Origin of the sequence: Exiguobacterium sp. BG5(2022), assembly GCF_031844365.1 — a bacterium.
Classification (GTDB): domain Bacteria; phylum Bacillota; class Bacilli; order Exiguobacteriales; family Exiguobacteriaceae; genus Exiguobacterium; species Exiguobacterium profundum.
Window position 1 is genome coordinate 103083 of the sequence record NZ_JAUZVB010000001.1, and the last position, 17592, is coordinate 120674.

17 protein-coding genes are annotated in these 17592 nt (G+C 49.3%); 8 read left to right on the forward strand and 9 right to left on the reverse strand.

Annotation, left to right across the window (positions count from 1 at the left end; all coding sequences use genetic code 11):
- Positions 1-11: 11 nt before the first annotated feature.
- Entirely contained in the window at positions 12-425 is a 414-nt protein-coding gene (locus tag Q9R25_RS00545) for a VOC family protein (protein ID WP_074037628.1), read from the reverse strand.
- 156 nt (positions 426-581) lie between these two features.
- On the opposite strand from Q9R25_RS00545, the gene Q9R25_RS00550 reads away from it, so the two are divergent.
- On the forward strand, positions 582-1178 hold the full coding sequence (locus Q9R25_RS00550; protein WP_074037627.1) for a DUF2238 domain-containing protein: 597 nt from the start codon (positions 582-584) through the stop codon (positions 1176-1178).
- Between the two features lie 83 nt (positions 1179-1261).
- Positions 1262-2731 carry a catalase gene (locus tag Q9R25_RS00555; RefSeq protein WP_311282677.1) on the forward strand — a complete coding sequence of 490 codons (1470 nt, stop codon included), beginning with the start codon at positions 1262-1264 and terminating at the stop codon, positions 2729-2731.
- A gap of 82 nt (positions 2732-2813) precedes the next feature.
- Here Q9R25_RS00555 and Q9R25_RS00560 read toward each other — a convergent pair whose 3' ends face one another.
- Positions 2814-3707, reverse strand: coding sequence for a DNA/RNA non-specific endonuclease (locus tag Q9R25_RS00560; protein ID WP_311282678.1), 894 nt, complete (start codon positions 3705-3707; stop codon positions 2814-2816).
- Positions 3708-3878: 171 nt separating this feature from the next.
- Between Q9R25_RS00560 and nfsA the strand changes: the two genes are divergently transcribed.
- Entirely contained in the window at positions 3879-4628 is a 750-nt protein-coding gene (gene nfsA, locus Q9R25_RS00565) for an oxygen-insensitive NADPH nitroreductase (RefSeq protein ID WP_159561910.1), read from the forward strand.
- A 41-nt stretch (positions 4629-4669) separates the two neighbouring features.
- Here nfsA and Q9R25_RS00570 read toward each other — a convergent pair whose 3' ends face one another.
- The 3 genes from Q9R25_RS00570 to Q9R25_RS00580 form a co-directional block, all read right to left on the reverse strand.
- A complete protein-coding gene (locus tag Q9R25_RS00570) occupies positions 4670-5791 on the reverse strand; it encodes a TlpA family protein disulfide reductase (protein WP_311282679.1) in 1122 nt (373 codons plus the stop codon).
- A 66-nt stretch (positions 5792-5857) separates the two neighbouring features.
- Positions 5858-7258 (reverse strand): MBL fold metallo-hydrolase, encoded by a 1401-nt coding sequence (locus Q9R25_RS00575; protein ID WP_311282680.1) that lies wholly within the window; start codon positions 7256-7258, stop codon positions 5858-5860.
- Between the two features lie 31 nt (positions 7259-7289).
- Positions 7290-7586 (reverse strand): rhodanese-like domain-containing protein, encoded by a 297-nt coding sequence (locus Q9R25_RS00580; RefSeq protein WP_015881009.1) that lies wholly within the window; start codon positions 7584-7586, stop codon positions 7290-7292.
- 115 nt (positions 7587-7701) lie between these two features.
- On the opposite strand from Q9R25_RS00580, the gene Q9R25_RS00585 reads away from it, so the two are divergent.
- Together Q9R25_RS00585 and Q9R25_RS00590 are read left to right on the forward strand one after the other, a co-directional pair.
- Positions 7702-8076 (forward strand): rhodanese-like domain-containing protein, encoded by a 375-nt coding sequence (locus Q9R25_RS00585; protein ID WP_251125222.1) that lies wholly within the window; start codon positions 7702-7704, stop codon positions 8074-8076.
- 33 nt (positions 8077-8109) lie between these two features.
- A complete protein-coding gene (locus Q9R25_RS00590) occupies positions 8110-8889 on the forward strand; it encodes a sulfite exporter TauE/SafE family protein (protein WP_074032693.1) in 780 nt (259 codons plus the stop codon).
- A gap of 41 nt (positions 8890-8930) precedes the next feature.
- On the opposite strand, the gene Q9R25_RS00595 is transcribed toward Q9R25_RS00590, so the two are convergent.
- The 3 genes from Q9R25_RS00595 to Q9R25_RS00605 all read right to left on the reverse strand — a co-directional run bounded on the left by Q9R25_RS00595 (position 8931) and on the right by Q9R25_RS00605 (position 10943).
- Positions 8931-9125 carry a hypothetical protein gene (locus Q9R25_RS00595; RefSeq protein WP_214691205.1) on the reverse strand — a complete coding sequence of 65 codons (195 nt, stop codon included), beginning with the start codon at positions 9123-9125 and terminating at the stop codon, positions 8931-8933.
- Between the two features lie 170 nt (positions 9126-9295).
- On the reverse strand, positions 9296-10033 hold the full coding sequence (locus Q9R25_RS00600; RefSeq protein WP_031421269.1) for an ABC transporter permease: 738 nt from the start codon (positions 10031-10033) through the stop codon (positions 9296-9298).
- A complete protein-coding gene (locus Q9R25_RS00605; protein ID WP_074037619.1) occupies positions 10011-10943 on the reverse strand; it encodes an ABC transporter ATP-binding protein in 933 nt (310 codons plus the stop codon). The genes Q9R25_RS00600 and Q9R25_RS00605 overlap by 23 nt, the downstream gene beginning before the upstream one ends.
- Positions 10944-11280: 337 nt before the next feature.
- Between Q9R25_RS00605 and Q9R25_RS00610 the strand changes: the two genes are divergently transcribed.
- The 3 genes from Q9R25_RS00610 (at position 11281) to Q9R25_RS00620 (ending at position 15860) form a co-directional block, all read left to right on the forward strand.
- Positions 11281-14136, forward strand: a complete 2856-nt coding sequence (locus Q9R25_RS00610; protein WP_311282681.1) for a 2-oxoglutarate dehydrogenase E1 component — start codon at positions 11281-11283, stop codon at positions 14134-14136.
- Between the two features lie 18 nt (positions 14137-14154).
- Positions 14155-15429 (forward strand): 2-oxoglutarate dehydrogenase complex dihydrolipoyllysine-residue succinyltransferase, encoded by a 1275-nt coding sequence (odhB, locus tag Q9R25_RS00615; RefSeq protein ID WP_015881017.1) that lies wholly within the window; start codon positions 14155-14157, stop codon positions 15427-15429.
- Positions 15430-15542: 113 nt separating this feature from the next.
- Positions 15543-15860 carry a DUF6241 domain-containing protein gene (locus Q9R25_RS00620; protein ID WP_311282682.1) on the forward strand — a complete coding sequence of 106 codons (318 nt, stop codon included), beginning with the start codon at positions 15543-15545 and terminating at the stop codon, positions 15858-15860.
- Between the two features lie 29 nt (positions 15861-15889).
- Here the strand turns inward: Q9R25_RS00620 and Q9R25_RS00625 are convergent, their stop codons facing one another.
- Entirely contained in the window at positions 15890-17482 is a 1593-nt protein-coding gene (locus tag Q9R25_RS00625) for a diguanylate cyclase domain-containing protein (RefSeq protein ID WP_311282683.1), read from the reverse strand.
- Between the last annotated feature and the right edge of the window lie 110 nt (positions 17483-17592).

Here is a 17592-nt window from a genome sequence, read left to right on the forward strand (position 1 = left end):
GATTTTTGTCGTTATGCTTCGTGGCTGAACTGCCACTGGACGCCGAACTGGTCTTCGAGCATGCCGTACGCCTTGCTCCAAAACGTCTCTTGAAGCGGCATCAAGACACGTCCGTTCACAGAGAGCGCCTCGAACTCACGATGGATGGCCTCGAGGTCGTCTGTGACGACAGCGAGCGTGACATTGTCCCCGAATGTGACCGGTCCGTCAGGCATCGCATCAGAAAACATGAGCGATGAGCCGTGAACCGAGAGTCGGGTATGCAGCACAAGATTGGCCATTTCACTCGGCACCGGTTGACCGTCTGGACCAGGTTGATCACCGAACGTCATAATGTCTGGAGCGGCGTGGTTGAACACATCGGCATAAAAGGTTACGGCGTCTCGACAATTCCCATTAAAGTTGAGATACGGATTGATTGGCATAGCAAGTTCCTCCTCGAATTCATAATATTAATTATAGAACGTATGTTCGTAAAACGCAAATGTGTTCAACTAAATTACATCGTGTAGGTTGAACGCGATTGAGAGTTGGGAATAGACCATATAGAGAACAAACTAGACGAAAGAAGGCGAAGCATCATGAAGCTCACGAAAGGACGTATCCTCGAATTTGGATTCGTCTTGTTCATGGCGATCATACTTATCACATCAATCATTGAAGAATCATGGTTCGATGCGAGTGTAGCGGGGGCCGGAATCATTTCTGGGCTCATCCCGTTCTTCATTGAAAAGACGTTTAAAACAGAACTCGATGGCAAGATGAAGGTGGCGTATATCCTGTTCTTGTTTGCCTCCCAGTATTTAGGATCGATTGTCGGACTATACGGGAATGGATGGTGGGACACGTTCCTTCATCTCTTAAGCGGAATCTTTCTCGCATTCCTTGGATTCGACTTCTTCAGTAGGCTCGATGATGACATTCGGACCGAGATCCCGAAACGATTTTTGTTCGTATACATTGTCGTCTTTTCCATGGCTGGGGCGGCGCTTTGGGAGATGTATGAATTCACATCTGACGTCGTCCTGAACACGACGATGCAAGGGAACGGGAATGACGATACGATGGTCGACATCATCGCGGGGTCCCTAGGCGGTATCTTGGCAGCATTTTTCGTCGTGACGCTCCATCAACGTGAAAAATCCAAACAAAAGAGACATATGAAAAAAAGTTCGTGATTCAAGAGCTTTTTATTTGTAATCATTCTAATCTTTGATTAATATCAAGATTGTAATGATTATAAATAATGGGAGGCAATCATATGGATCAACACCGTCAACTAACTACTAACCAAGGCGTACCAATCGGGGATAACGCCAACTCCATCACTGCGGGTCGTCGGGGCCCGACGCTTCTCGAAGACTATCAACTAATTGAGAAATTAGCGCATTTCGATCGTGAACGAGTACCAGAACGTGTCGTTCACGCGAGAGGCGCAGGGGCGCATGGTGTCTTCACTGTAAAAAATAGTATGAAACGCTATACGAAAGCCGCATTCTTGCAAGAAGAAGGGCAAGAGACGCCTGTGTTTGCGCGCTTCTCGACCGTCATCCACGGATTAGGTTCACCGGAGACGCTTCGTGACCCACGCGGTTTCGCCGTCAAGTTTTACACGGAAGAAGGGAACTATGATTTCGTCGGAAACAACTTACCGGTCTTCTTCATCCGTGACGCGATTAAATTCCCGGACGTGATTCACTCGCTCAAGCCGGACCCACAAACGAATCTTCAAGACCCGGACCGCTTCTTCGACTTCATGTCGCTCACACCGGAATCAACGAACATGCTCGTGCATCTCTTCAGTGACGAGGGAATCCCAGCATCGTATCGCCACATGCGAGGGTCATCCGTCCATTCCTTCAAGTGGGTGAATGAATTCGGCAACACGGTGTACATAAAGATGCGCTGGGTACCGAAGCAAGGGATTCAAAACTTGTCGATGGAAGAAGCGGCGAAAATCCAAGCAGAAGACTTCAACCATGCGACACGTGATCTGTTCAACGCCATTGAAAATGGAGACTATCCGGAATGGGATCTATATGTACAGATTCTCGACCCAGCGGACATGGACAACTTTGACTTCGACCCGCTCGATGCGACGAAAGATTGGTTCGAAGATGTCATCCCGTATCAATTGGTTGGAACGATGACCCTCAACAAAAATGTCGATAACTTCTTCGCCGAGACTGAGTCTGTCGGTTTCAACCCAGGCGTCCTCGTACCAGGGATCCAGCCGTCAGAAGACAAGATGCTCCAAGGACGACTCTTCTCGTATTCGGATACGCAACGTTACCGCATCGGACCGAACTATCTCCAACTCCCGATCAACTGCCCGTTCGCTCAAGTCGCGAACAACCAGCGTGACGGGGCGATGCCGTTCAAGCAACAGACGAGCCCGGTCAACTACGAGCCGAACCGTTACGAAGACGCGCCGAAGCCGAATGCGGACTATATCGAGACGCCGCAACCGATCACAGGCGTGACGGGTCGTCAGAAGATTGAGAAGACGAATGACTTCGGACAAGCAGGAGAGGTGTATCGTCGCTATTCTCAAGAAGAGAAGGATGCGCTCATCCGTAACCTCGTCGCTCACATCAAAGAAGTTCGTCATGAGAAGACCGTTCTCCTCTTAATTTGCAACTTCTATCGTGCAGACCGTGAACTCGGGGAGCGTCTCTCGAATGAGTTGAACGTCGATCTCGCACCATTCTTGAATCAAATGTCGAACTAAACATGTAATCGCGGTCTTGTACCGCGGTTTTTTGTATGCGAAAAGACGCCTCTCTCGTGGAGAAACGTCTCGTTCGTCATAGTTATTCCCCGACCATCCCGTCACCGTCTCGGTCGTCCATGTATTGATACAGCCAATGGTCACGCGTGATCGGCATCTCGAATCCGGCGTTCTTTGCTTCTTTGATTGTCACTTGTCCGTTTCCGTCAAGGTCGATATCGGATAATTCCCGTTCCTCGACTGGTTCCGTCGTCACTGCAGGAGGGGAATCATCCGTCAATCCGAGCGATTCGTTCACTTCCTCCGGATCCACGTTATCATACGTATCGGTGACCGTATTGCCCCGTACGGTATACGTGTATTGGTAGCGGGAAGGAATCTGAGTCGTCGTGTTCGGATAGGTGATGATGGCTTCGAAGTCTTTCGCCCCGCCAGCCTTCCGGATGACATCTTCCATGAATGCCTGGTCGCCGTAACGGTTGAGTGCGCTGTTTTGTGGCGTGATGTTATAGGCGTTCGAGACACCGCCAAGTGAATCGGCGATGATATGGCCTTCGTCGAGGTTAGGGTCTTCGACACCCGGAACTTTCGCCTCGTCTGCATAATAGCGTCCTGAAGAATTGACGTCTTCGGTCTCGTCGTTTTGAAGAATGATCTCATCAGCAATCACGCGAACCAGTTGACCGTGTTCGTTCGTGAACGCCCAGTACTCTCGGTCGCCAAAGCCGATATCGACGACGACATTCGCCTCCCGTGTGCCGGACTGATCGCCGCCATTGACCTCGATCGTTGTATAGCCTTCAAATACATCGCCTTCAGATTTAGGGGTCTCGGTGGTTTGTTCCTCTTGTACAGGTTCCTTTTCAACTGTTTCTTCGGTTGACGTCGACGTCGAGACACTCACGTCGGCATCCGTGCAGCCTGTGAGGAATAGCACCCCAAGTAGGAATGGGATGTAAAATGGTATTCTTTTCATCTATATCGCTCCTTATTCGAAGTTACGCTATCGTATTTACTATGTAGCTTATAATGATAGCATAAGAAAACGAGATGTGAGCGTCCTCCCTTCAAAATGTGCCCGATGGATTCCTCTCATTTGTGGATTCAGATAGCTTATGCCAAGATTGAAAAAAAGGGGGAAGAACGTATGAACGAAGTGATTGAGACCTTATTGAACCACCGTTCCGTCCGCGATTTTACGGACGAGAAATTGACAGACAAACAAATCCAGACCATCGTCGAGAGCGCACAACGGGCATCGACGTCTAGCTTTATCCAGGCCTACTCCATCATCGGGGTGACCGATGAAGCGAAAAAGAAACGACTCGCTGAGATTGCGGGCAACCAGAATTACGTGGTCGAGAACGGTCACTTCTTCGTCTTTTGTGCGGATTTGCATCGCCATGAGGTGATTGGTGAACTGCAAGAAACAGAAGTGTCCGCAACACTTGAGACCGATGAGAAACTGCTTGTCGCTGTGATCGACGCTGCACTTGCCTCACAAAATGCGGCAGTGGCGGCAGAGTCGATGGGGCTCGGAGTCTGCTATATCGGTGGCATTCGGAACGACCTCTTTGCGGTGAAAGAAGTGCTCGCATTGCCGGAACGGGTCATTCCGCTCTTTGGCATGGCCGTCGGTGTACCGGCTTCAGTCGAAGATCAAAAGCCCCGTCTACCGTTCCATCATATCTACCATGAGAACGCATACGAGGCGAATCCAGAACGAATCAAACAGTCACTTTCGGATTACGACGCGTTGATCCATGATTACTACATGGTCCGGGGATCGAATCCGCGTAAAGACACGTGGACTGGCCAAATGGGACGCATGTTGTCGAAATCGACACGTCTTGACGTCAAAGACTTTTTGAAAGCACAAGGCTATTTGAAGCAATAAGATAAACCGCCGACAACTCTTTGTCGGCGGTTTTGTCATGTTCAATTCAATTGGGCGTCGAGCCAATTCTTGTCGATGGCACCAAATTGCTTCGCGATGATCACACCCGATTCATCGAGCACATACGTCGTCGGCATCGCTTGAATCCGATACGCATCTCCGACTTGGCCGTCACGGTCATAGACGACGGTAAATGCGTCTTCATACGGTTCGACGAACGAGACGGCATCGGCGGGGTCGCGTTCACTCGTCGTCGTGTTGACGGCGACGATGGTCACGTCATCTCGCTCTTTCGCGAACGCCGCCATATCCGGCATCTCCGCCCGACAAGGCGGGCACCAGGACGCCCAAAAGTTGACGACGACGCGCTGACCACGTAGTGAAGTTAAGTCGAATGTACTCCCATCGGTTCGCTGTAATTCGAACGAAGGGGGAATTTGCCCGATGTTCAAACCGGTCGACGCCGTCTCTGTCGTTACAGATTGTGTCGCTTTCTCTGGCAGGACAGCATTCACGACCGCGAGAACGACCAGGACTCCGACACTAATTTGAATCACTTTCTTTGAAGGGCGGGCGAGATAGACCGTCAATCCGAAGAGGACGAGGGCGATGACAATCATCCACCATTGAATCTGTCCGACCGCATATGACTTAAATAGCCAGATGCCGGATGCACCGCATACTGTCCAAAGAATTTTTCCACGAGTCGGTTCATGCATCCAGCGCCACGTCGTTCCGAGTAGCAGAAGAATGAGAATGGCGCTCCATAGATGAATCGGCTGGTCGGAAAGGTTCAAAATCGTCCCGTATACTGGAACCGCGAGTGTCATCCCGAGCCAAATGAGGAGTCCGCTCAGCACCCAATACCCTAAAAGATTCCGATCGAGTCGATAGACGAACCAAAGGACGACAGCAGCCGCAATCCATTGAGACCATACGCCTCCTGTGGCGTAAAGAGCGAGCGATAGGTCACGTGTCGTCAACAGACCGATGACGATGGCGCTTCCTTTCCAGGCAAGAAAACCATAGAACCATGTCCCGATGACCGCTTCACGCTGTTTACTCGACAATCCGAGAAAGCGGAAGATGCCGTAAAGGACGGCAAGGCTTAGTAAAAAGATGAGTAAATCGAAACGAATGTTGAGTGGACCGATGGCGACCACGTCTTTCCCTCCTAAACAAAAGGCGCCCCTCTCGAAGCGGGCGCCATATTCATAGTCAGTATAGCATTACTTGATTTGTTGAGCGTTCAAGACAGTCTTCATCGCGCCGTAGCCACCGAGGATATTGTGGATATCTTTGTAGCCGAGCGATTGAAGGACACTTGCCGCCATGCGTGAGCGGACGCCTGACGCACAATGCACCGCAATCGTTTGGTCTGTCGGAAGACCTTCGTGGTCACGTGCGAGCTTACCGAGCAAGATACGTTCTGCCTTTTCGTAATGGCTCGCGTTCCATTCTGTCGCGTTTCGAACGTCGAGGACGAACACGTCACCTTTTTCAGCAGCTTCAATCGCTTCTTCTGCCGTCACGTCCGTATACGTTTCCGTCAAAAGTGATGCATCGAGTTCTTCGACTGGGACGATGAAGCGAAGACGGTCGAGACCGATTGATTGGAGGTCCGTTTGTACTTGATCGACGTTTTCTGCACTTGCGATAACCGTGATGTCTTTGTCGAAGTTGACGAGCCAGCCTGCCCAAGAGACGAACTTGTTGTTGTAAGGGATGTTGATTGTCCCTGGTACGTGACCATTTGCGAAATCTTCACCTTTACGTGTATCGAAGACCTGTGTCTCTTCGACGAGTGTATCGAGCCGGTCCGACCCGACGACTTCAGGACGAGCGATATCCGTCGTCACTTGAATGCCTTCTTTGTTTACTTTCTTCATCATGGCGAAGTAGTTCGGCGGTTCTGGTTGATCCGTCGTCAATTCTTTGATGAAGGCATCTTTGTCCGTCATTTGAAGCGCCCAGTTCGTCGCTTTCTCGTAACCGACCGTCGATGTTGGGATCGCACCGAGTGCTTTCCCGCAAGCACTACCTGCGCCGTGTCCTGGCCAGACTTGAACGAAGTCAGGAAGTGCCATGAATTTTTTGAGTGAATCAAACATTTGTTCCGCACCGATTGCCGTCGTTCCTTTCACACCGGCTGCTTCTTCGAGAAGGTCAGGGCGACCGATATCTCCGACGAAGACGAAGTCTCCTGTGAAGATCCCCATCGGTTGTGTCTGGTTGCGGTCATAAAGAAGGAACGAAATATGTTCCGGTGTGTGACCAGGTGTGTGCATGACTTCGAGTGTCACGTTTCCGATCTTGAACGTGTCGCCTTCTTTGACGAGTTGTGCGTCGATTTCTTTCGCGAATGCATACTTCCAAGAAGCATCACCTTCGTCTGATAGATAGGCTTTCGAACCTGTGCGCTTCGCGAGTTCGAGTGAACCGGACACAAAGTCCGCATGGATATGCGTCTCTGCCGTTGCGACGATGTTCATGCCTTCTTTTGTCGCTTCTTGAAGATAAGGCTCGATGTTACGGGCCGGATCGATGACGATCGCTTCTCCCGTCATTTGGCAACCGACCATATATGAAGCTTGTGCTAGTTTCTCATCATAAAAATAACGTAATAGCATATAAATTTCCCCCTATGAGTAAAGTAATCGTTTATTCGACTTCGCCTTGCCAGCTCATCATCCCACCGTCGACGTTCGTGACGTCGAATCCGAGTGAGTCAAGATAAGCAGATGCGTTCATGCTGCGTCCACCGGCTGCGCAAATGACGTGAATCGGTTTAGAGCGATCGAGCTCATCGACTTTTGCTCCGAATTCAGAAAGTGGTACGTTTTTCGCTTGTTTGATGTGACCTCCAGCATATTCATCCACCTCTCGTACATCGATGAGGTTGAGTGAGTCGTCAGCTTGAAGTAACGCTTCTAATTCAGTAGTCGTAATCGTCTTCATGAGTCTTTGATCTCCTTTTCATGGTTAAGGTTTTTGGCAACGAGAATGTTTCGTTGGCTTTAATATACCCCCTAAGGTATAATGAGCGCAAGTGAAAAGAATTGGAGGGGAAAATATGAAGAGGATTTCCTTATTTGTTGGGATTTTGGTTTTAATGGCGATTTTTATCTTTGTAATCACATCAGGAAAGGATGAAATTACGAAAATTGACGTTAAAACTCTACAAAACAAATTGGAAAACGAGGAAATAACGCTTCTTGACGTAAGAGAAGCGTCTGAATACGAGGGGGGGCATATCGAAGGGGCAGTGAACGCACCACTTTCTTCATTAGATGCAAACCAACTGTCGTATCCGAAAGACGAACCAATCTACGTCATTTGTCGAAGCGGTAACCGAAGTGCCCAGGCGGCTAGTCAATTACAGGCTGCTGGCTATACGGAAATCTATGACATATCAGGCGGAATGATGGCTTGGGAATCGATTGAATAAGTAGAGAATACGAGAGCAAATGGAGGAGTTTATATGGAGTTCGGGTTTATCATTACAATTTTTCTAATTGGATTTATCGGGTCGTTTATTTCAGGGATGGTCGGGATTGGTGGATCGATCATCAAGTATCCGATGTTGTTATACATTCCACCGATTCTAGGGTTTGCCGCTTTTAGCGCGCACGAAGTATCCGGAATTAGTGCCATTCAAGTCTTCTTTGCGACAATCGGTGGGATTTATGCCTATCGTAAAGGTGGATACTTAAACAAGCAGTTGATTCTTTACATGGGGGTGTCGGTATTAATTGGTAGCTTCATCGGTGGATACGGATCGACGATTCTTTCGGAAACGATGATCAATGTCGTCTATGCCGTACTCGCAACGATTGCCACCATCATGATGTTCTTGCCGAAGCCGAAAGTGGACGACATGCCGCTTGATCAAGTACAGTTCAACAAAGTGATTGCAGCAAGTTCAGCATTCGTCGTGGGAATTGCGGCAGGAATCGTCGGGGCAGCGGGAGCCTTCATTCTCATGCCGATCATGCTTGTCGTCTTACGCATCCCGACGAAGATGGCGATTGCGAGTTCCCTCGCCATCACCTTCATCTCGTCGATTGGCTCGACGTTCGGTAAAATCATCACCGATCAAATTGTCTGGGGTCCGGCCATCATTATGATTATCGCGAGCCTGATTGCCGCTCCAATCGGGGCGAATGTCGGGAAGAATATGAATACGAAAGCACTCCAATGGATTTTAGCGCTACTCATCTTAGCGAGTACCATCAAAATTTGGAGCGACTTAATCGCATGAAAAAATCACGACGCCTATTTTCTGGCGTCGTGATTTTTGCGTTATTTCGTAATGAAATAGTAGAGAAGTCCTAGCCCGATAAACGAGACAGGGAGCAAGATGATGTAGAGCCAAGAAACCATCGACCAACTCTTCTTTTGACTGTACGAGGAGCGGTCTTTCCCGAGCCCGACCATGATGGTGAATATGAGTGCAATCAAACAAACGAGCAATGCTAATCCGATTGTGAGAGCCATAATATCACATCCTTCTTAAATGCTGTCACCTTCATCATATCGCATACAGTTGGGAGACTTTTGACAGAATGTTGAGGTTGTGTGACAAAGGTGAGGGAGAAGCGTCACACAAATCGAAATGCGTAAGAAAAAACCCTTTTGATTTTACGGAATCAAAAGGGTTTGATTGTTTATTCTGCAAACGTTTTACTGCGGAACATAAATGCCGTGATGAGATAGAAGGCGATGATATGAAGGGCGACATAGAAAATCGAGAAGCCCATCGTAGCGTCCATCGCTTTCATAAACTCTGGGTTGACGTCATAGATTGAAAGGTCTGTATGCAAGAAGACAATCCATTTCGCAAGCTCAGGTTTCCAAGCGACGAGAAGACCGCCGATGATACTTGAGGCGAAGTTTGCGAGTACCGTGAAACCGATGACGACGCCGACCGACTTGAAGACGACCGAGAACATGAGCGTCAAGAAGATGATGAAGATCGGTCCGCTCACACTGATGAGGATCGGACGGACGACATCCCATGTGACAGAGCCATCTAACGTGAGTGAGAACCCGAACGCGACGACTAAGATGAAAATGAATTGAAGCAACATGACGAGGACGGCCATGACGAGCTTCGACAATAAGATGCGGTCGCGAGAGTACGGGCTCATCAACAGGTGTTTCAACGTATCAAATTTCAATTCGTTCCCGACCATCTCTGCCGTAAAGACAATCGTAAAGATACTCAAGAAAGCGATGGCACCCATCGTTGAAAATTCAAAGAACGATGCCGCTTCTGGTGTCCCTTCACCACTGGCCAATACAGCGTATACGATGAGGATGATTGCCGTATACACGCCTAGGGCGACGTATGGTTTAATCGTACGACGCCATTTCATCCATTCATTGCTGAGTAATGAACGCATTGTTCGTACCTCCTTCTTTTTTCGTCAATTTCAAGAATTGTTCTTCGAGTGACTCGTGTTTCATGCCAATCTGATAGACGGCGATATCGCGCTCGATTAATTGTTTCAGTAAGACCGGAATGTCTGTCTCTTGACGCGGTACGATAAACGACTCGGCAGACTGCTGGACGATTTTCACATCATCGAAGGCGAGTGCTGCGACGTCAAGTGCCTCGTTCATCTGCTCCTTGGCAACTTTACAGAGGATGACGCTGTCAGCCTTCGTCTGTCCGTCTTCCACTGACTTGATTTGTCCTTGGTCAATGATTGCGAAACGGTCGGTGATCAATTCCATCTCGCTCAATAAATGGCTCGAGATAAGGATGGCGATTCCGCGGTGGTCCGCAAGATGGCGTAAGTAATTCCGAAGGTCGGCGATACCGGCTGGGTCAAGACCGTTCGTCGGCTCATCTAAGATGAGCACTTTTGGGTTATGCAACAAGGCACGGGCAATCCCGAGGCGCTGTTTCATCCCGAGTGAGTACTGTTTGACTTTCATATCGAGCTTTCCGTCGAGTCCGACGAGGGCACCGAGTGCATTCAAGTCGACTTTTTTCAAGTTCGGAATCAAGTTCATCGCATGAATCAAGTTTTCCCGGCCCGTCATGTACGGATAGAATGCAGGATTCTCGACGATGGCCCCGATTCGGCTGAGCGCTTCTTGGCGGTTGTTCGCCACGTCATACCCATCGACTGTCACGGTCCCGTGCGTCGCAGGCATGAGGCCTGTGATGATTCGAATAGTTGTCGTCTTCCCGGCGCCGTTCGGTCCGAGGAATCCGAAAATTTCTCCTGGAACGACGTCAAAGCTGACATTTGTCAATACCGTTGCTTTTCCCATCTTTTTATGGACATTTTGTACGGATAACATGTGGTCACCTAGCTTTCTGTTAAGAGTAATAGTGTAATGCCTACACTCCCTATTACGGGGCTGTTTGAAATAAGGTTTCATCTTTTTTTGAAATTGTTGAAACAAATACATCAAGACACAATTTATCGATAAGCAAAACTTATTGAAATAGTATGGACGAATTGTGAATTTGTAAGGGTCTTTCTGCGACGAAAGGTGTAGTATGAAGTTGAGCGTAAGAGGCAAGATTTGGTTTTGTTCACCAGGGTAGGAGAAAGGTGAACTGCTTCGGGCTACATGTTAAAATGAAAGCGTTCACAGATTGAACGTTTAGGAATGGATAAGGGGGATTTATTCAATGGGAGAGTCGTCGAATGTTCACGAGAAATCGCAAGCATTTTATGGTCCTAACTTAGGCTACATCATTGAACTGTACGAACAATATTTGGAAGACCCATCATCGGTCGATGAAGAAACACGTCGATATTTTGACGAATTTGGGGCACCGGAAACGTCGTCACCGACAGAAGTGCCGGTCTCGGGTCCATCGTTTGATTTAGAGAAGGTCGTCTCGGCGACACGGCTCATCAACGACATCCGTGCTTTTGGTCATAAAGCAGCTGATATTTATCCACTAAAAGATCACCCGCGCGAGCAGGAACTATTCGAACTGTCACGCTATGATTTGACAGAAGAAGACTTAAAACAAATTCCGGCCCGCCTTTTATCAGACGATGCACCAAAACCAAACGCGAGCGCCTTAGAACTATTCCGTCACTTGCTTGACGTGTATACAGGAACGGTCGCCATCGAACTTCGTCATTTAGATGACATGGAAGAGAAGAAGTGGATCCGTCGTCAAGTCGAACAAGGGGCGTTACAGCAAACCTTATCGAAAGAAGAAAAAGTTGAGTTGTTCAAACGTTTGGCTGAAACCGAACTGTTTGAATCATTCCTTCATAAAACATACGTCGGACAAAAACGCTTCTCAATCGAAGGATTGGATGCGATGGTGCCACTTCTCGATGCGATGGTCGGAGGCCTCATTTCGAGCGGTTCGGAACATATCAATATCGGAATGGCCCACCGTGGACGTTTGAACGTACTTGCCCATGTTCTCGGCAAACCGTACGAGATGATTTTTGCGGAGTTCCAACACGCGCCGAACAAAGAATTGATTCCATCTGAAGGGTCAATCGGCATCAACTTCGGTTGGTCAGGCGATGTGAAATATCACCTCGGTCTTGACCGGAAAGTGGTCGAACAGCAAAAAGAAGTCCGTCTCAACTTGGCGAACAACCCGAGTCACCTCGAGTTCGTCGGGTCGGTCGTCGAAGGATATACACGTGCCGCACAAGATGACCGTTCTGAAAAAGGATCGGCTGTACAGCACGACGATTTGGCAGCCTCAATCTTGATCCACGGAGACGCGGCCTTCCCAGGACAAGGTATCGTCGCGGAGACACTCAACATGACGAACTTGACGGGTTACCGTACAGGTGGGACGGTTCACGTCATCGCCAACAACACAATCGGTTTCACAACGGACCCGAACGATTCGCGGTCGACGCGTTATGCAAGTGATATCGCCAAAGGCTACGAGATCCCAGTCTTCCATGTCAATGCGGATGATCCGGAGGCATGTGTTGCCGTCGCGAAGTTGATTAGTGAGTATCGTGCCAAGTTCCATAAAGATATCTTGGTCGACTTGATCGGGTACCGTCGTTACGGTCACAATGAAATGGACGAACCGATGAACACGAACCCGGTCCTTTACAAAGCCATCAAAGGACACCAGTCTGTCCGTCACGTCTATGCTGCACGACTTGAGGAAGAAGGCATCATGACGAAAGATGAGAAAGCGCAAATCGAACAAAAAATCGAACAGGCCTTGAAGGCAGCACGTGATCTCGTTCCTTCTGAAGAAGAAGATGCAGATATCGTATTACCGGATGCGGTCCATAAAGGATTCCCGAAAGTCGACACGAGCGTCGAACGGGAATTCCTCACGCAATTGAACGAAGAGTTACTGAACTGGCCGGAAGGCTTTGGTGTCTTCCATAAGCTTCAAAAAGTGCTCGACCGTCGCCGTGACGCGTTCAGCGAAGGTGGGAAAATTGACTGGGGTCATGCGGAAACGCTCGCCTTCGCGTCGATTCTTTCAGATGGTACGCCGGTCCGCTTGAGCGGTCAAGATTCAGAGCGTGGAACGTTCGCCCAACGGAACATCATGTTGAACGATGTCGAGTCAGGTAAAAAATTCTCGCCACTCCATGAGTTGTCGACGGCGAAAGCATCATTCTCGGTCTATAACAGCCCGCTCTCAGAAGGTTCGGTGCTAGGATTTGAATATGGCTACAACGTATTCGCACAAGATACACTCGTCCTGTGGGAAGCACAATACGGTGACTTCGCGAACTCGGCGCAAGTCATGTTCGACCAGTTCATCTCGGCAGGACGCGCGAAATGGGGTCAAAAATCAGGCCTCGTCATGCTCTTGCCGCACGGTTACGAAGGACAAGGGCCGGAGCACTCAAGTGCACGTATGGAACGTTACTTGACACTTGCCGGGGAGAAAAACTGGACAGTCGCAAACCTTTCGTCTGCGGCACAGTACTTCCATATTCTTCGTCGTCAAGCAGAGATGCTCGGGAAAGAAGAGATTCGTCCGATGATCATCATGACACCGAAGAGTCTGCTTCGTCATCCGCTCGCCACGTCACCAGTCGAGGCGTTTACGGAAGAGAGCTTTAAACCAATCGTCGAACAGCCAGGTCTCGGGGAAAACACAGAGAAAGTCGAACGTCTTGTTTTCTGCACAGGGAAAATGGGAATCGACCTCGCGGAAGCGGTCGGCAAGTCAGAAGAGTCACTCGACTTCTTGCATATCGTCCGGGTCGAAGAAATCTATCCGTTCCCGGTTCGTGAGATTCGTGACGTCATCAGCCGTTATCCGAACGCGCGTGAAATCGTCTGGGTTCAAGAAGAACCGAAAAACATGGGGGCTTGGACATATATCGAGCCTCGTTTAGAAGCGGTCACAACGAACCGACTCGATGTCCGTTATATCGGCCGTCGCCGTCGTTCGAGTCCAGCTGAAGGGAATCCGACAGCTCATAAACAAGAACAAGCACGCATCATCCGTGAAGCACTCTCTCGTGACGTCGTCTCGAGCGGTGCAGGCACGAGCACATATCAAAAAGATCGTAAATAAGTTAAGGGGGAACTCATTGTGATCGAAATCAAAGTACCGGAGTTAGCAGAGTCCATTACGGAAGGAACGGTCGCGACGTGGCTCAAACAGCCAGGCGATCAAGTCGAAAAAGGGGAAGCCATCGTCGAGCTCGAGACAGATAAAGTCAATATCGAAGTCCCGGCTGACGAAGCGGGTGTGTTAGAAGAGCAACTTGCCGGAGAAGGGGACACGGTTCAAGTCGGTGAAGTCATCGCACGTCTCGGTTCAGGTTCAGGTGGTGGTACGGCTGTCGCGACGAAGACGAAGACGGAAAACGCGACTGAAACGAAGACGGAAGCACCGACTGAGAAAAAGACGGAGTCTGTCGAGGAAGGCAAGAAAGTTGAGAAACGTGAAGAACACGTTGCGAGCCCTGGTAAAGGACCAATTGCGACACCGGCTGCACGTAAACTCGCTCGTGAGAAAGGCATCGATCTCTCAGCCGTTCAAACGAATGATCCAATCGGGCGCATCAACGTCCATGATGTATCGAGACATGAAGAGAAACCGGCTGTGAAAGAGCAGAAACCAGCGGCGGCAGCTCCGGCACCACAACCAGCTGCAAGTGGAAAAGAAGAAGAGCGCATCAAAATGACACGTCGTCGTCAGACAATCGCGAACCGTCTCGTCGAAGTGCAACAGACAGCAGCGATGCTCACGACGTTCAATGAAATCGACATGTCTGCGGTCATGGCACTTCGTAAACGTCGCCAAGAGAAGTTCGTGAAAGACAACGATGTCAAACTCGGCTTCATGTCGTTCTTCACGAAAGCAGCAGTGGCGGCTCTCAAACGGATGCCTTACTTGAACGCTGAAATCCAAGGCAACGAAATCGTCTTGAAGAAATATTATGATATCGGGATTGCCGTATCGGCTCCAGATGGTCTCGTCGTTCCGGTCGTCCGTGAAGCGGACCGCAAAAACTTCGGGGAAATCGAGAAAGATATCCTTCACCTCGCAGACAAAGCGCGTAACAACAAGCTCGGGTTGAGTGATTTGACAGGTGGTACGTTCACGATCACAAACGGTGGCGTGTTCGGTTCACTCCTCTCAACACCAATCTTGAACGGACCGCAAGTCGCTATCCTTGGGATGCACTCGATTCAACTCCGTCCAGTCGCCATCGATGCGGATACAATGGAGAACCGTCCGATGATGTACGTGGCACTCTCGTATGATCACCGAATCGTAGATGGTCGTGAGGCTGTGACATTCCTCAAGCACATCAAAGACATGATTGAAGATCCAGAACAATTGTTGTTCGAAGCGTAAGAACAGGAAGTACTCGCTCCTATTTAGGGGCGAGTGCTTTTTTATGTCAGGTTTTTTTGTTGAGTAAATATTTATGATGAAAATCAACGAGAAAAGACAATCGCGTCGATGCAATGCATCTGATCACCCATCAAAAAGTCTTGGCGACAGAAAAAGCGGGTGCCATCTCGATGACACATGAAAATCTGAAAGAGGTTCGTGACTATTTGGAGTTGTTGCGCGACAAGAATAAAATCAAAAACGATGACTATCTTCAACTCGGCGGAATCATTGAACGATGGGGACAAGCCATCTTCGATGAAATCGATAAAGAACAGGACGTATTGTTAGAGGAAATGTATGCTGTCATTGGATTCTTGAACGGACTGGCGACACGTGCAGAAGAAAGACGTGGATACGGAAACGGAAGAATAAGCAAAAGGAGTTCATGATGAACTCCTTTTTGCATGGGGAGACGATGTCATGAGAGCGACTCATGGAAGGAAAGTTGGTGTTTCCCGTTCGCTTTTGACCGATATAACGCTTCGTCCGCTTGTTCGATAGCGATGTGCGGTGGTTCCGGTGGACTCCAAATGGACGCCCCGATACTAGCCCCGACTTTTACCGATACGATGTCTAGCGTAATCGGCTCAGAAATCATCTCGATGAGTGTGCTTCCGACCTCCCGAACCTGTTGGGTCGAGCGCTCAGTCCTTGGGAACATGAGGAAGAACTCATCTCCGCTCAATCGGACGGGGTAAACCTCCTCGATGGGGAGCGCCCGTAACCGGTGTGCGACCTCGACCAATACCTCGTCCCCGACCGCATGACCATATGTATCATTCACCGCCTTGAAGCCGTCGAGATCGAGATAAAAGAAGACGTACGGTTCTTGCGAGGTGTGTAGTTGATTCAGCTGTTCACGTAGGGCGACCCGGTTTGAAAGACCGGTCAGTGCGTCACGGTTTGCTAGTTTTTCAAAGTGTACCCGTTCCGACTCTGACTCCGTAAGGGAGGTGACGAGCGATTCGAGCGCGAAAGCGAGCGACTCAATCTCTTCGATGCCTGATTGATGGGGGAATGTGTTCGCTTTCCCTTGTTCCATGAGCGAAGCCGTTTCGGTGATTCGCTTCAACGGTTTCGTCACGATCGAAGCGAGTAGCCAACCGAGTACAGCCGTCACAAGTGAGGCCAATAAACCAATCCATAGAATTCTCGTTTCAAGTGTCTCGACTGGTGCAAACGCGACTGCCGTCGGCTGACGGACGACGACCTGCCAACCAAGTCCAGGATATTCATCATATCCTTCTCCGATTGACATGCCTGTCAGATAGTCTTGACCGTCATCCCACTCTTTCACGGAGGCGTCTTCTGTAAAGGATACAGGGAGTGGTTTTCCGACCATGTCGTCTGGACCGAGGAGCACGACACTGTCTCGTTCACTGATGACGAATAAATCCGTATCATCGACTTGTTCATGAAGCGTTCGATTGAAATGTTCGAGTACTTCTTTCCCCCAGGCCCAGCTTAAATGAGTGGCAAGTACCCCTTGAAACGAGCCGTCCTGGAAAAGCGGGACACTGATATCGACGAATTGGAGCGGTTCTCCCGTCGGATTCGGCAATAATTCAGCTAAGAGAACTGCCTCGTGGACATCTCCGATAAATGGGGAATCTTGCGCTTCAAGATAAACCGGTCGTTCCGCAATCGATGCCCCTTCGAGAATCCCGTTCGTCGAAGCGACGACGGTCCCGTCCGCATCCGTGATGCCCATCCAAGAGAAGGCGGGGATGTTTGATTGGACTTGGTCGAGGAGTCGACGTGTCTCGTCTCGGTCTTCTAAATCGAGGCCTTGTAAGAGTTGGACTTCTTGATAGCGTGACCACATATAAAAATCGAGTTTGTCCGCCAATTGATGTGATGTCGTCGAGAGGCGTTCCCCGATTTCTTTCTCGAGCGCGTCAGATGCCCGGTGACTGATGAGGGAAGTGAGTGCGATCGTCAGTAAAAAGACGAGCGTGGCAATGCTGAGCGCCAAAATGAGTCCGAGGCGCATCGTAAAAGACTTGATCATGCGTAAATAAACCTCCTAAAGCTTGAATTAAAGAGAATTATGAAAAACGAGTCGATATCATGATAGGAAGAAGAGCTTCCGCTATAATGAAAGACGAGTCGAAAATAGAT